This is a genomic window from Undibacterium parvum (genome assembly GCF_003955735.1).
GTDB lineage: Bacteria > Pseudomonadota > Gammaproteobacteria > Burkholderiales > Burkholderiaceae_D > Undibacterium > Undibacterium parvum.
The window spans coordinates 3,994,812-4,010,100 of record NZ_CP034464.1; the positions used below are offsets into that span (position 1 = coordinate 3,994,812).

At 47.4% G+C, this 15,289-nt stretch carries 13 protein-coding genes; 11 read left to right on the plus strand and 2 right to left on the minus strand.

The genetic code is table 11. The features are described from left to right. Positions 1 to 6 precede the first annotated feature (6 nt). Together EJN92_RS17470 and map are read right to left on the minus strand one after the other, a co-directional pair. Entirely contained in the window at positions 7 to 2,565 is a 2,559-nt protein-coding gene (locus tag EJN92_RS17470) for a [protein-PII] uridylyltransferase (RefSeq protein WP_126128984.1), read from the minus strand. Next, positions 2,562 to 3,374 (minus strand): type I methionyl aminopeptidase, encoded by an 813-nt coding sequence (gene map, locus EJN92_RS17475; RefSeq protein ID WP_126128985.1) that lies wholly within the window; start codon positions 3,372 to 3,374, stop codon positions 2,562 to 2,564. Before map ends, EJN92_RS17470 begins: the two co-directional genes overlap by 4 nt. A gap of 279 nt (positions 3,375 to 3,653) precedes the next feature. Between map and rpsB the strand changes: the two genes are divergently transcribed. From rpsB to lpxD, 11 genes are all read left to right on the plus strand, one after another. Beyond that, positions 3,654 to 4,400: a 30S ribosomal protein S2 gene (gene rpsB, locus EJN92_RS17480; RefSeq protein WP_126128986.1), complete on the plus strand. Its 747-nt coding sequence runs from the start codon at positions 3,654 to 3,656 to the stop codon at positions 4,398 to 4,400. Positions 4,401 to 4,530: 130 nt separating this feature from the next. Further along, positions 4,531 to 5,412: a translation elongation factor Ts gene (tsf, locus tag EJN92_RS17485; RefSeq protein ID WP_126128987.1), complete on the plus strand. Its 882-nt coding sequence runs from the start codon at positions 4,531 to 4,533 to the stop codon at positions 5,410 to 5,412. 171 nt (positions 5,413 to 5,583) lie between these two features. Next, a complete protein-coding gene (gene pyrH / locus EJN92_RS17490) occupies positions 5,584 to 6,300 on the plus strand; it encodes a UMP kinase (RefSeq protein WP_126128988.1) in 717 nt (238 codons plus the stop codon). Positions 6,301 to 6,417: 117 nt separating this feature from the next. Continuing rightward, complete coding sequence (gene frr, locus EJN92_RS17495) at positions 6,418 to 6,978, plus strand: ribosome recycling factor (RefSeq protein WP_126128989.1); 561 nt, start codon at positions 6,418 to 6,420, stop codon at positions 6,976 to 6,978. Between the two features lie 41 nt (positions 6,979 to 7,019). Continuing rightward, complete coding sequence (uppS, locus tag EJN92_RS17500) at positions 7,020 to 7,775, plus strand: polyprenyl diphosphate synthase (RefSeq protein ID WP_126128990.1); 756 nt, start codon at positions 7,020 to 7,022, stop codon at positions 7,773 to 7,775. A 25-nt stretch (positions 7,776 to 7,800) separates the two neighbouring features. Continuing rightward, on the plus strand, positions 7,801 to 8,631 hold the full coding sequence (locus tag EJN92_RS17505) for a phosphatidate cytidylyltransferase (protein WP_126128991.1): 831 nt from the start codon (positions 7,801 to 7,803) through the stop codon (positions 8,629 to 8,631). A gap of 23 nt (positions 8,632 to 8,654) precedes the next feature. Next, positions 8,655 to 9,827: a 1-deoxy-D-xylulose-5-phosphate reductoisomerase gene (ispC, locus tag EJN92_RS17510; RefSeq protein ID WP_126128992.1), complete on the plus strand. Its 1,173-nt coding sequence runs from the start codon at positions 8,655 to 8,657 to the stop codon at positions 9,825 to 9,827. Then, on the plus strand, positions 9,824 to 11,191 hold the full coding sequence (gene rseP, locus EJN92_RS17515; protein ID WP_126128993.1) for an RIP metalloprotease RseP: 1,368 nt from the start codon (positions 9,824 to 9,826) through the stop codon (positions 11,189 to 11,191). The genes ispC and rseP overlap by 4 nt, the downstream gene beginning before the upstream one ends. A gap of 81 nt (positions 11,192 to 11,272) precedes the next feature. Then, positions 11,273 to 13,621: an outer membrane protein assembly factor BamA gene (gene bamA / locus EJN92_RS17520; protein ID WP_126128994.1), complete on the plus strand. Its 2,349-nt coding sequence runs from the start codon at positions 11,273 to 11,275 to the stop codon at positions 13,619 to 13,621. Positions 13,622 to 13,690: 69 nt separating this feature from the next. Further along, positions 13,691 to 14,221: an OmpH/Skp family outer membrane protein gene (locus EJN92_RS17525; protein WP_194074945.1), complete on the plus strand. Its 531-nt coding sequence runs from the start codon at positions 13,691 to 13,693 to the stop codon at positions 14,219 to 14,221. A gap of 3 nt (positions 14,222 to 14,224) precedes the next feature. Next, complete coding sequence (gene lpxD / locus EJN92_RS17530; protein ID WP_126128995.1) at positions 14,225 to 15,289, plus strand: UDP-3-O-(3-hydroxymyristoyl)glucosamine N-acyltransferase; 1,065 nt, start codon at positions 14,225 to 14,227, stop codon at positions 15,287 to 15,289.

Genomic DNA, 15,289 nt, shown 5'->3' on the forward strand with positions numbered 1-15,289 from the left:
ATTTGCTTAAATACGTAAAGTATCGAGTAGTTCGGTTTCCAATTGTATCTGGGTTCTGGCGTGTTGTAAGGCGGCGCCGTCTATCAGGAAAACGTCTTCTACGCGTTCGCCTAGTGTCATGATCTTTGCGGTATGTAGATTGATTTTGTACTTGGTGAGCACATTGGCAATCGCATACAGCAAGCCATTTCTATCATTGGCCGAGATCGAAAGTAAATAGAACTGACCTTTTTCGTCTGGGCGCAAGTCGACGATAGGAGTGAGTGGGAAAGTTCTGGATAGGCGTGATAAGCGACCACGATTAGGCGGCGAAAGGGGCGTCTGTTGCTTAAGAATTTCTGCTAACTCGTGTTCTATCAAGCTGATAATGTCGCGATAGTTATTGGCAAACGCAGGCTCGGTGACTAGGAAGGTATCGAGTGCGTAACCGCTTTTGGTGGTGTGAATTTTGGCATCTAAAATGCTAAAATTTTTGCCGTCGAAGTAATTGCAAATGCGCGCGAATAAATCTGCCTGATCCTTGACGTAGACCACCACTTGCAATCCCTCGCCTATGGGGGATATGCGGCATTTGACTACTGGCGTCAGGCTTTCTGTGCGGTCATGCAAGGCGCGTGTTTGCCAGGCGATATCGGCTGCATCATGCCGCAAAAAATAGGCGATATCTAGCTGCTGCCAAAGTTTTTCATGGGCTTCGATCGCTAGTCCATGTAGGCGTAAAGATTTTAAGGCATCTTGCTGGCGGTTTTTTAACTCGCGATCTTTGGATGGTGCTTCGCCGCCCAGTACCCGCAAGCTGATGCGATACAAGTCCTCTAGCAGCTTGCCTTTCCAGGCATTCCAAACCTTGGGACTGGTGCCGCGAATATCAGAAACAGTTAGCAAGTACAGTGCGGTTAAATGACGTTCATCTTTGACTAAGCTGACAAAATTTTGTATGACCTCGGGATCGGATAAATCTTGTTTTTGCGCCACGTGAGACATGGTGAGGTGGTTCTGCACCAAGAACACGATCAGCTCAGAATTGGCTTTCGAGATACCGTGCTCATGACAAAATTTCTTGGCGTCACTCATACCCAAGATAGAATGGTCGCCATTGCGCCCTTTGGCGATGTCGTGAAATAAAGCCGCGATGTAAAGCACCCAAGGTTGCGTAAAATTGGCCATTAACTGGCTGCAAAATGGGTACTCGTGGGCATGCTCGGTCATGGTAAAGCGACGCAGATTGCGCACCACCATCAAAATATGCTGATCCACCGTGTAAGCGTGGAATAGATCGTGTTGCATCTGCCCTATGATGCGACGGAAATTTGGCAAATAGCGGCCGAGCACGCTCATTTGGTTCATGTGCCGCAAGGCGTGAGTAATCCCTTGGGGTGACTGCAGTATCTGTAAAAACAGGGCGCGATTAAAGATGTCGTGCCTAAAACCAGCGTCAATTAAGAAGCGCGCATGCCATAAGGCACGCAGTGTACGCGCCGTCATTCCTTTGAGCTCGTTGTGTTGAGCAAGTAGTAAAAACACTTCTAGCATTGCCGATGGCGAGGTTTTAAAGACCTCATCGTTAGCGATATCAATGAAGCCATTGACGTCATTGAAGCGCTCATTGACGACCTGTGGCACTGAGGGCTGCGGAAAGAGGGTAGCCTCAATATTTTGCAGCAGTATGCTGTTAAGCTGGGTTACCGCTTTCGCGGCCCAGTAATAGCGTTGCATTAAATATTCACTGGCGCGGCGCGATTCCGTGGTCTTAAATCCAAAAGTCTCGGCAATCGCGGTTTGCACATCAAAAATAAGTCTGTCCTCGCGTCGGCCTGCGTGTATGTGCAGACGTATGCGAATATCTTTGAAGGCGCGTTCATTGCGTTTTAATTGATGCGCTTCAGTGGCGGTGATTAAACCATGTTCGGCTAATTCTTTCCAAGAATTGCCTAACTTGGCCGCTTTGGCGACCCATAGTATGACTTGTAAGTCCCTTAATCCGCCCGGACTTTCTTTGCAGTTCGGTTCCAGGCTATACGGGGTGTCTTCATATTTGACATGGCGCTGCTGCAATTCCAGGAGTTTTCCTTGGAAAAACTGCTGAGGATGCATGTTTTCATCGAAACGAGTTTGTAATTTGCGAAACAGATTTCGACTGCCAGTCAGGAGTCGCGCTTCTAGCAGGCTGGTTTGGACGGTGATGTCGGCATTGCTTTCAATTATGCATTCGTCGACGGTGCGTATGCTATGCCCTATGTCTAGACCAATATCCCATAAAATTTGCACTAAACTTTCTAGTTTTTCGCGCAAGGCAGAGTCGGGCGACGCTGCCAGTAAGACCAGTACATCCACGTCAGAGTGGGGAAATAACTCGCCACGACCATAGCCGCCGACGGCTACCAGCGCCGCCGATTTTGGAAAATCAAAACTCTTCCAGATTTTTCCTAAAATACCGTCTACGCAGCGACATAGGTTTTGCAGTAGTGCTTCGGCTTTGGTGTTTTCTTTAAATGCGCTGATTGCAAGTTGTTGCGCTGCCTTCAATTCTTGTTTGAAGATCAGCGCGGGAGCTAGCGTGGTCATTTGGCCGTGGTAATAAATGCAGGTGGTGGCGGTGATCCGGCTGACAGGGTTAACACTTCATAGCCGGTTTCTGTGACTAAAATGGTGTGTTCCCACTGCGCTGACAGGCTGCGGTCCTTGGTTTTGATAGTCCAGCCGTCGCCCATTTCTTTGATTTCGCGGCGACCGGCATTAATCATAGGCTCTATCGTGAAAATCATACCTGGCGCGAGTTTTTCTAAAGTGCCTGGGCGTCCGTAATGCAGAACTTGGGGCTCTTCATGAAAAACCTTACCTATGCCATGTCCGCAAAATTCTCGGACTACGCTATAGCCTGCTTTTTCTGCATGCTGTTGAATAATGTGGCCAATGTCACCCAGATGATTGCCTGGCTTTACTTTGGAGATGCCCAGCCACATACATTCGTAGGTGATTTCGCTGAGTCTTTTTGCCAGGATGGACGGTTCGCCGACCAAAAACATGCGGCTATTGTCGCCGTGGTAGCCATCTTTGATGACGGTGATATCCAAATTAACGACATCGCCGCTTTTCAATACTTTGTCGCCTGGAATGCCATGGCAAATAACGTCGTTGACCGAAGTGCAAATGGCTTTCGGGTAAGGCGTGTAGCCAGGAGGGCAGTAATTTAGAGGAGCGGGTATGCTGCCTTGTACATTCAGCATGTATTCGTGGCAGAGCCTATCAATTTCACCCGTGGTCACCCCGACTTTGACGAAGGGGGTGATGTAATCGAGAACTTCAGATCCGAGTCGGCCTGCGATGCGCATTCCTGCGATGTCTTCCGGGGTTTTAATAGAAATAGATGTCATGCTTCGCCATGTAAATTGAGAAATCAGTAATACGTGATTATAGTCTAGGACTGCGCGATTCGCTTAGGCCAAGCGTTCAGTCAATAGCGAGTGAGTGAAGCTGATCGCGATCAACGAGCTTGAAGTAAGTCTGCTTATCGTAGTACAATAGATGGTTGGCTAGAGTGTTTCTCTGGTTGATGAATTAAATACTGTAATTTTTTAAACACGAATCTGGTCAAAAAGGGTGTCCCATCTGGGATCACTGACTCGGATTCAAGACCTAACCCTGGAGTTATTATGTCTGTATCAATGCGTGAGATGTTAGAAGCTGGTGTCCATTTTGGTCATCAAACCCGTTTCTGGAATCCAAAAATGGCTCCGTACATTTTTGGTCACCGCAATAAAATCCATATTATCAATCTTGAAAAAACTCTGGGCATGTACCAGGAAGCAATCAAGTACATTCGTCAATTGTCTTCCAATCGCGGTACTGTGCTGATGGTTGGTACTAAGCGTCAAGCGCGTGAGTTGATCGCTGTTGAAGCGCAACGTGCTGGTATGCCTTACGTTGATCAGCGTTGGTTGGGTGGTATGTTGACTAACTTCAAAACTGTAAAAACTTCGATCAAGCGCTTGAAGGACATGGAAGCGATTGTTGAAGATGGTTCAGTAGAGAAGTTGTCGAAAAAAGAAGCTTTGATGTTTCAGCGTGAAATGATTAAGTTGCAAAAGTCTATCGGTGGTATCAAGGATATGGCTGGTGTTCCTGACGCAATTTTCGTTGTGGACGTTGGTTTCCACAAAGGTACTATTACTGAGGCCGCTAAATTGGGTATCCCAGTAATCGGTATCGTTGATACTAACCACTCCCCAGACGGCGTGACTTACATTATCCCTGGTAATGATGATTCATCTAAGGCAATTGCTCTGTACGCTCGTGGCGTTGCAGATGCAATCTTGGAAGGTCGTGCGAATGCCGTTAATGAAGTGTTGGAAGCGGTTAAGCCAAGTGCTGATGAGTTCGTTGAAGTAGAGCAAGCGTAATATCTCATGATTTTTGCCGAATTTTGATTCGGTAAAATCAAAGTAAAAGGGGCAAACTATCGTTAGCCCCTTTTTTTAAACAGAATTTATTGATGGCATCTTTGTGATGCAACGTAACTAGGAGAAAAACATGGCGGCGATTACAGCAGCGATGGTAGGTGAATTGCGCGCAAAGACAGATGCGCCTATGATGGAATGCAAAAAAGCATTGGTTGAAGCTGAAGGCGATATGGAGCGCGCAGAGGAAATCTTGCGCGTTAAGTTGGGCGGTAAGGCTTCTAAAGCGGCTTCACGCGTAACCGCAGAAGGTGTAGTTGCTTCTGTTGTTGTCGGTGGCGTCGGTGCTTTGATCGAAGTTAATTGCGAAACTGATTTTGTTACCAAGAATGACGATTTTATTGCTTTTGCAAACGCATGCGTAAAATTGGTTGCAGAGCATAATCCAGCGGATGTGGCTGCTTTGGCTGCGCTGCCTTTGGATGGTTCTACCGTTGAAACAGTTCGCGCTGCTTTGATTGGTCGTATCGGCGAAAATATGTCGATTCGTCGCTTTCAGCGCTTCGACACAGCTGCTAAGCTGACTTCCTATTTGCATGGCACACGTATCGGTGTCATGGTTGAATTCTCTGCGGCTGATGAGCAAGTTGGTAAAGACGTTGCTATGCATATCGCTGCAATGAAGCCGGTTTCTTTGTCTGCTGATCAGGTTCCTGCAGAATTGATCGAAAAAGAGCGTTCGGTCGCATCTTTGAAAGCAGCTGAGTCTGGTAAGCCAGCCGACATCGTCACCAAGATGGTTGAGGGTTCGGTTCAGAAGTTCTTGAAAGAAGTTTCTTTGTTGAATCAAACTTTTGTCAAGAATGACAAGCAGACTGTTGAGCAAATGTTGAAGTCAGTTGATGCTTCAATCAAGTCGTTCACTATGTATGTTGTTGGTGAAGGCATAGAAAAGAAACAGGATGATTTCGCTGCAGAAGTGGCGGCGCAAGTCGCCGCCGCCAAGCAAGCGTAATTAGGCAAAAAAACGGGCCGAAAGGCCCGTTTTTTTAAGCTTCGATTTTGAGACGTTTTTTACTAAGTTATTTTACTAGGTTATTTTTGCTAGTGCGTTAGATGTAAATCGTGTTTGTTATTTAGCGTGTTCACAATAATATCTTCATTTAATTTTTAAGGAGCCCGGACCGTGATCAAACCTGCTTATAAGCGTGTGCTTTTGAAGCTCTCTGGCGAAGCCTTGATGGGCGACGATGCCTACGGTATTAATCGAGCCACCATTGAGCGTATGGTGGCAGATGTCGCTGAAATATCAAGAATGGGCGTGGAGCTCGCAATCGTTATTGGTGGTGGGAATATCTTTCGCGGGGTTGCACCTGGTGCGCAGGGGATGGATAGGGCAACCGCCGATTACATGGGTATGCTGGCAACCGTCATGAATGCTCTTGCCTTAGGTGATGCGATGCGTCAGGCTGGCGTCGTAGCGCGGGTGATGTCGGCAATTGCGATTGAACAAGTTGTCGAGCCTTATGTACGGCCTAAGGCTTTGCAGTATCTGGAAGAAGGTAAAGTTGTTATCTTCGCTGCTGGTACAGGAAATCCTTTCTTTACTACCGATACAGCAGCCGCGTTGCGCGGATCTGAAATTGGCGCAGAAATTGTATTGAAAGCCACCAAGGTTGATGGTGTGTATACCGCAGATCCTAAGAAGGATGCTAGCGCTACGCGTTATTCCACCATTTCTTTTGACGAAGCTATTTCGCGTCATTTGCAAGTGATGGATGCAACCGCGTTTGCGCTTTGTCGTGATCAGAAGTTGCCGATCAAAGTATTTTCTATCGTCAAACCAGGTGCCTTGAAAAATCTGATTATGGGTGGCGACGAAGGCACTCTAGTCCACGTATAATTTGTTTTTTTGCATATGGGTAAGGGCGTTGGGCGAGGCCTGCGCTTGTTTTTTATACTGAAATAAATAAGATAAATAGTGAGTATTTATCTGCATTAATTTGTACAGGAGGATGGTATGTCCATCATAGAAGTAAAAAATAATACGCAATTGCGGATGCAAAAGTCGCTAGAGACTCTCAAAGTTGATCTTTCTAAGGTACGTACTGGTCGTGCGCATACGGGGATCTTGGACCATGTGATGGTCGATTACTACGGTGCTCCGACCAATATCACTCAAGTGGCAAACGTAACCTTGATCGATGCACGCACCATCGGCGTTCAGCCTTGGGAAAAGAAGATGATGTCGGCCATCGAGAAAGCAATTCGTGATGCAGATCTTGGTCTAAACCCATCCACGCAAGGCGAACTGATACGTGTTCCTACGCCGGCATTAACCGAAGAGCGCCGTAAAGAAATGGTGAAGTTGGTCAAGACCGAAGGGGAAGATGCGAAAATCGCTATTCGCAATATTCGTCGTGACGCGAATGAGTCTTTGAAGAAGTTGGTAAAAGATAAGGAGTGTTCCGAGGATGACGAGCGCCGTGCCTCGGATGAGATACAAAAATTAACCGACAAGTTTGTGGCTGATGTGGATAAATCCCTGGCGGATAAGGAAAAGGAAGTATTGACGGTATAGCTTGACGCCGAGAGTATTTTTTTCACTCATTCTGGATATACATGGTTCACATTAGTTCGACTAAAGAAGTGCCGCTTGTGGGTAAGGTTCCACAACATATCGCGATCATCATGGATGGTAATGGGCGTTGGGCGACCAAGCGGTTTTTACCTCGTGTTGCTGGACATGCCAAGGGTGTGGATGCGGTACGCGTCATGGTTAAGGCTTGCGTCAAGCGTGAGGTGAAGTATTTGACGTTATTTGCATTTAGTTCTGAGAATTGGCGCAGACCAGCAGAGGAAGTTTCTTTGCTGATGCGCCTTTTTGTCACAGCGCTAGAAAAAGAAGTCGTAAAAATGCACGCGAACGGCATTCGTCTTAAGGTGGTTGGCGATTTGTCTCGGTTTGACGCGCAATTGCAAAAAACGATACAGGCAGCCGAAGCGCTCACAGCAAGCAATCTAGGTCTGACTGTCACCATTTGCGCAAATTACGGTGGTCGTTGGGATATCGTGCAGGCGTTCAATCGCCTTAAACAAGATCTCAAATCCGATGCTACGGTCACAGAGGAGCAACTGGCGCCGTATCTGTCTATGGCGTATGCGCCTGAGCCAGATTTGTTTATTCGTACCGGTGGTGAAACCAGAATTTCCAATTTTTTGTTATGGCAACTGGCATACAGTGAATTGTATTTTACGGATACGTTTTGGCCTGATTTCAATGCGCATGCTTTAGATGAGGCGATTAAATCGTATCAGGCAAGAGAGCGCCGCTTTGGACGTACCAGTGCGCAAGTCCTTGCGCAGGTCGACGAATAAAATCCCACTCGAGATAAGGTAAACCATGCTTAAAACTCGTGTTATTACAGCTTTGCTGTTGTTGGCATTGCTAGTTCCCATTCTGTACTTCGGGTCAATTCAAATTTTTTCTCTCGTCGCTACGCTTTTCTTTGGTGCCGCGATGTGGGAAAGTCAGCGTTTGTTTAAAAAACCTGCGCCTCTCGTGATCGCTTTGATTTGGTCCGCTCTGTTTTTTTATCTCAGTTTTAACGGATTCTTGCTCTCTAGCCCGACTACGCCACTCTTGTTCGCCATGTGCGTCTTGTTTTGGTTGTTAAGGTTAATCCCTTCTCTTGCCTTTGGCTTGCCAGTCTTGCACAGCATTTCTAGCAGTACCTTAAATGGGATTTATGGCTTAAGCATCTTTGGGTGTTTTGTCGCTATGTGTGTTTTGTTCGCGCATTCCCCACTGTTTTTCCTGTCAGTTATGGCCGTGGTTTGGGTGGCCGATGTAGTTGCATATTTCTCAGGTAAGGCATTTGGAAAACGCAAGCTGGCACCCTCAATTTCACCAGGGAAATCATGGGAAGGGGCGATAGGTGGTTGGCTTGGGGTATTGTTGATTGCAGGGTTGGCGGTTTACCTTGGCGCTGCTGCAGATATTTTCCCTACCAAGATATTTATGAAATTGGGTGCGTTTGGCTTTCTGCTGGTGTTTACTGCGCTGGCGATCGCCAGTGTCGTTGGTGATTTATTTGAGTCATCCTTGAAGCGCCGCGCTGACATGAAAGACAGTAGTGCTTTGTTGCCCGGGCATGGCGGGGTTTTAGATAGGATAGATGCCTTGATTCCAGTGCTGCCTATGGCTGCACTGTTGGATCTTTGGTTGCGATGATGGGCCGTTCGGTGAATAAGAATATGCAGAAAATTTGTGTCTTGGGTTCGACCGGATCGATCGGTGTATCGACCTTAGATGTGATCGCTAGGCATCCGGAGTTGTATGCCGTTTTCGCCTTAACAGCGCATACCCAAGTGCGGAAATTGGCTGAACAGTGCGCGCAATTTAATCCGTCTTTTGCGGTAGTTGGGACTGCGCTCGCTGCGACCGAGCTGCAATTGTTGTTGCGCGAAAAAAATATAACGACAGAAGTTTTATACGGTCCTCAGGCTTTATGTGAGGTTGCTAGCGCTACTGAGTGTGATGCAGTCATGGCTGCGATTGTTGGTGCGGCTGGTTTGCCCGCTTCATTGGCAGCCGCACATGCTGGCAAAAAGGTTTTGCTCGCAAACAAAGAAGCCTTAGTGATGTCCGGTCAGTTGTTTATTGATGCAATACAGGCCAGTGGCGCGACATTGCTGCCAATTGACAGTGAGCATAATGCGATTTTTCAGTGTCTGCCGCAAGCCTATGACAGGCGGCCGCAACAGCACGGTGTGCATAAAATTATCCTGACCGCTTCCGGTGGCCCTTTTCTTAATCGCACTTTAGATTCGCTGGATAACGTGACGCCTAACGAGGCGGTGGCACACCCTAACTGGGTCATGGGGCGCAAGATTTCGGTGGACTCCGCCACGATGATGAATAAGGGTTTGGAGGTGATCGAGGCGCATTGGTTGTTTAACGCTCCGGCAGAGCAAATTGAGGTGCTGATACATCCTCAAAGTGTGATCCACTCCATGGTTTCCTATCTGGATGGTTCGGTCTTGGCGCAAATGGGAAATCCAGATATGCGCACGCCGATCGCCTATGGTTTGGCCTACCCCAAACGTATCAATTCAGGAGTTGCGCCACTCGATCTGGCTAAAGTCATGCAGTTAAATTTTATTGCTCCCGACTTTAAGCGTTTCCCCTGCTTAGAATTGGCGTACGCAGCACTAAAAACTGGACGATCGGCGCCAACTATATTGAACGCAAGTAATGAGATCGCTGTCCAAGCGTTTTTGGATGGAAAAATAGGTTTCAGAATGATAGATCAAGTCATTGCCCGGGTTATGGATAAGTTGTCGATACGCGAACTCAGCGATATCGATGCTATTTTTGAGTGCGATCAAGAAGCGCGTGCTTTGAGCCTAGAGATCATACGCACATGATGCTGTTGCAAACCATCCTCGCTTTTGTGGTCGCGCTAGGTAGCTTAGTGACGATACATGAGCTTGGCCACTATCTTGTGGCACGTTGGTGCGGCGTGAAAATTTTACGCTTTTCTGTTGGCATGGGAAAAGTTGTTTACTCACGTAAGTTGGGGCCAGATCAGACTGAATGGGCAATTTCTATTTTGCCTCTGGGCGGTTACGTAAAAATGCTAGACGCCAGAGAGCAGGATGTTTCTGAAATCTCGGAACAGGATTTACTACGTGAGTTTTCACGACAATCGGTTTGGAGACGTATCGCGATCGTTGCTGCCGGACCTGTCGCCAATTTCCTACTGGCTATTTTGCTATTCACTGGCCTGTATCTACATGGTATTCCCGAGCCTGTGGCAAAAATACGGGTGCCTTCAGAAACTTCTGTGGCCTACCAAGCCGGTTTGCGTCATGGTGATCTGGTGACCGCTGTGAATGGCCATGCTGTGCAAACTTGGACGGGCTTGCAATGGGAGTTGCTGCAACTGGGATTGAATAAGTCTGATGCGACCTTGGCTGTGCAGCGCAATATGCAAAATGAGACAGCTAAACCGGAGTCGCTACAACTAGATCTGGGATTGAGTCGTCTCAGCAGCGCCGAACTTGAAACCGATTTTTTGACTAAGTTGGGATTTTCTGTGGCCAGACCTGCCGCAATATTGCAGGGCGTGGAATTGGGCGGTCCGGCCAGTCGCGCTGGTTTGCTATCAGGTGATCAAATTCTGGAAATCGACGGCAGGGCGGTACTGGATGGGCTCGAATTTATGGAGATCATTAATGCCTCTTCCGATAAAACTCTGCAACTGCTGGTCAAACGCGGTTCGAGTGAAGTCGCTCTGAACGTCACACCCGAGGCAGCTACGGTGCGCGGTGAAAAAATCGGGCGTATCAAGGTGCAGTTGATGCTTGCTCCTGAGATGCTGACGTTAGCAAACTCTCCGCTCAATGCGCTCATCAAGGGCTCGGTAAAAACCTGGGAAGCCAGTATGTTGACCTTTAAAATGCTAGGCAAAATGCTGGCGGGTGATGTGTCCTGGAAAAACTTGACTGGCCCGATTACGATCGCCGATTACGCAGGGCAAACCTCCAGGACAGGCTTGATTAGTTACCTCAGCTTTATTGCGCTCATCAGTATCAGTCTGGGCGTTATGAATTTGCTTCCTATCCCTGTGTTGGACGGTGGACATTTGTTGTATTATTCGCTGGAAGTTTTAACAGGAAAACCAGTGTCAGAACGCTTCGGCGAGATCGCGCAACGTGCAGGCGTAGTTTTGTTGATGAGTTTAATGGCAGTTGCTTTCTTTAATGACATCGTCAGACTCATGTCATAATCCTTGCTCGTTTGATCGGCTTGATGCAGCGTCGCTCCCTTGGAAATACCCAGTAGAAATATTGAGATTAGATAATACCTAATGAAATCACATATCGAGAACTATACTTTGCCAAATTTACGTCGTCGCGCCTTAGCGCTAGCAGCGTTTGCACTATGCTCAGGGCAAGCCCTGGCAGTCGAACCATTTAAGGTTAAGGATATCCGCGTCGAAGGTTTGCAAAGGACCGAAGCGGGAACAGTTTTTAGCTATTTGCCGGTACGTGTCGGTGAAACCTTTGATGACGCCAAGAGTGTCTCTGCCATCAAATCTTTGTATGCCACTGGCTTTTTTAAAGACGTACAAATTGAGGCGCAAGATGGCGTTTTGATCGTCTTGCTGGAAGAGCGTCCTACCATCGCTGGGGTTGATTTTACCGGCACCAAAGAATTTGAAAAAGACGCTTTGGTAAAGGCACTTAAAGATGTTGGCGTCGGCGAGACCAAAATTTTTGATAAGGCCACCGTGGATAGGGCCGAGCAAGAACTGAAACGTCAATATCTTTCGCGTGGCTTGTACGGTATGCAGATCACCACCACCATTACGCCGATAGAGCGTAATCGTGTGAATGTGACCTTTGCGGTAGAAGAAGGTGAGATCGCCAAAATCGCGCGTATCAACGTGATCGGAAATAAATATTTTACCGATAGCGAATTGTTTGAATTAATGGCCTTGAGTACGCCGACCTGGTTTAGTTGGTACACCAAAGCGGATCAGTATTCCAAGCAAAAACTCGCTGGCGATATAGAAAATCTCAAATCCTTTTATCAAAATCGCGGTTTTCTGGAGATGCAGGTTGAATCGACTCAGATTTCAATTACACCAGATAAAAAAGAAATTTACATCACCGTGAATATTATCGAGGGCGATAAATATACGGTCTCCGATATTAAGCTGGAAGGCGAGATGTTCGGACGTGAAGCCGAACTTTCCTCCTTGTTGCTATTGAATAAAAACGATGTCTACAATGCGGCTCGATTGACCGAGAGTACCCGGCGCATCTCTGAGCGTATGGGCAATTTTGGCTACGCTTTTGCCAATGTGAACGCCAATCCTTTGCTGGATAAAGAGAAAAAAGAAGTCGCGTTTACGGTGTTTGTCGATCCGGGTAAACGGGTTTATGTGCGCCGTATCAATTTGGCGGGTAACACCAAAACCAGAGATGAAGTCATCCGTAGAGAGTTCCGGCAGTTTGAAGGTTCTTGGTACGACGGTGAAAAAATCAAAGTTTCCAGAGATAGAGTCGAGCGACTGGGTTTCTTTAAAGAAGTGACGATAGAAACGCCAGAAGTCTCCACCAGTACCGATCAGGTAGATGTCAATCTGGCGGTAACCGAGCGCCCAACCGGCAATATCACGTTTGGCGCCGGTTATTCGCAAACAGAAAAACTGACCTTAACCGGTTCGATTCAGCAGTCGAATGTATTTGGTAGTGGTGATACGGTAGGTTTGGATATCAATACCAGCAGACAAAACCGGACGATAGCGGTCTCGCATACCGATCCATACTTTACGGATGATGGTGTTAGCCGTAGTTTTGACTTGTTCCACAGAACCACAACGCCTATCGCTGGCAGTGTCGGTTATTATAAAATTCTCTCTACCGGTGGCAATATTCGATTTGGCGTGCCTTTCTCTGAGTTGGATACGGTGTTTTTCGGTCTTGGTGTAGAGCGTACTCAGGTGCAGACCAATACTGGTAGCCCATTCCGTTATAGAAAATATGTGGCGGATTTTGGCGATGGGGAAAAAGATCCTACCTCCATTTTCTACGGCGCTGGTACTGCGGTGAATACGACTTTCCCTTTGACTGCTGCCTGGCAGCGAGATAGTCGCGATAGTCCTTTAACCCCTAGCATAGGTCGCTATCAGCGCGCTAATCTGGAATTGTCGGCGTTTGGCGATTTTAAATATTATCGCGGAATTTATAATCATCAGTATTTCACTCCTGTGTATCGTTCTGTGATTCTGGCTCTCAATGGTGAGCTTGATTACGGACATGGTTTGGGCGGCAAACCTTATCCTTTGTTTAAAAACTTTTACGCAGGTGGTATAGGTTCGGTACGCGGCTATGACTCTTCTTCTTTGGGAAGTAAAGATCCGAATGGCGATTCTCTGGGTGGTGCGACTAGGTTGCTGGCGAATGCAGAGTTACAAGTGCCTTTCCCTGGGGCGGATAAATCGCTGCGTTGGTTCACCTTTCTGGATGCCGGTAACGTATTTGATGAAGGTCAAAAAATTCAGATCAAAGAGTTACGCGCTTCAGCAGGTATAGGTATCAGCTGGATTTCACCAGTCGGACCTTTGAAATTAAGTTTCGGTAAAGCCTTGAATGCTAAAGTGGGCGATAAGACGCAAACCTTCCAGTTCCAAATGGGTACTGGATTTTAAAAAAATACTTATAAAATACTTATATAATCGGTGTTTTCTGCGTTTGTGTGGTTTGCCTTAGTTTGTATTATGGAGATTATTTTGAGTCAACTTACTACCCCGTCCAAGTTGTTGCAAGGCCTGATGGTTTTTGCAGCTTGTTGTGTCAGCGTTGCGCCTGTGTCAGCTCAGGATTCTAAGGTCGCCTATTTTGATTCGCAGCGCGTGATGCGTGAATCTAGCCCTTCCAAGGCGGCTGAAGCAAAAATTGAACAAGAATTTTCCAAGCGCAGTAAAGAGCTATTCGATACTGTGACAAAAATTAAGGGCTTGGCCGAAAAATTGGACAAAGAGTCGGCGGTGATTACCGACGCTGACAGAGTCAAGCGTCAACGTGATCTGACCGATATGGATCAGGATTTTAAGCGCAAGCAACGTATTTACAATGAAGATTTGAATCAGCGTAGAAACGAAGAGATTGCTTCTTTGGTCGAGCGTGCGCAAAAAGTAGTCAAGCAAATCGCCGAACTAGAAAAATATGACATCGTTTTGCAAGATGCTGTGTATTTCAATCCACGCATAGATATCACCGATAAAGTGATTAAAGCGCTGGCGAAGTAAGTCATGACTCATTCCGGAACGCGACTGGGTGAGTTAGTCGATCGCTTCGGTGGTCAATTAATTGGTGACCCAGACAGATTGGTGATAGGCATTGCCCCTTTGAGCGATGCCGATGAGCGCCACGCGACTTTTCTCTCTAATTCTAAACTGCGCGCGCAGGCCGAATCTACCCTTGCCGCGGTATTGATACTAACTGAATCAGATCATCTGCAGCTAGGTGCAGCGTTTTCTGGTGCGCGCATCATCAGTGCTCAGCCTTATGTGTATTTTGCCCGCGCGGCGCAGTATTTTGCGTCTCTGACGGCGATAGTTCCCCCTTTGGGTATCCATCCTAGTGCTAGCGTTAGTCCGCATGCGCTAGTCGCTGCTAGCGCGAGTATCGCTGCCCAGGTGGTGATAGAGGCGGAAGCGGTGATAGGCGAGAACGTGGTGATCGGTGCTGGCTCGGTGATCGGTCGTGGTGTCAGTATTGATGCCGATACCCAGTTACATGCCAATGTCACTATCTACGACTATTGCGTGATCGGCAAACGCTGCAATATCCATTCCGGTGCGGTGATCGGTGCGGACGGTTTTGGCTTCGCCAACGACGCCGGTAAATGGATCAAGATACCGCAAACCGGGCGCGTATTGATAGGCGACGATGTCGATATTGGTGCCAACACCAGCATAGACCGCGGTGCTTTGGCCGATACCATCATAGAAGAGGGCGTTAAGCTCGACAATCAAATTCAGATTGGGCACAACTGTCAGATCGGTGCTCATACCGCCATGGCGGGTTGTGTTGGGGTCGCCGGTAGTGCCAAGATCGGCAAACACTGTACTTTTGGCGGTGCGGCTATGGTGCTCGGGCATCTGAGCATCGCCGACCATGTGCACATTTCTTCTGCCAGCATGGTGTCCAGATCGATACACGAAGCGGGCCAATATACTGGCTTTTATCCCCTGGCGAAAAATGCCGAATGGGAAAAGTCGGCGGCTATCGTACGTAATCTCACTAGCATGCGGGAAAAAATTCGCACGCTTGAAAAAACAATTAAGTTACTAACAGAAAAAGCAGAAAAATAA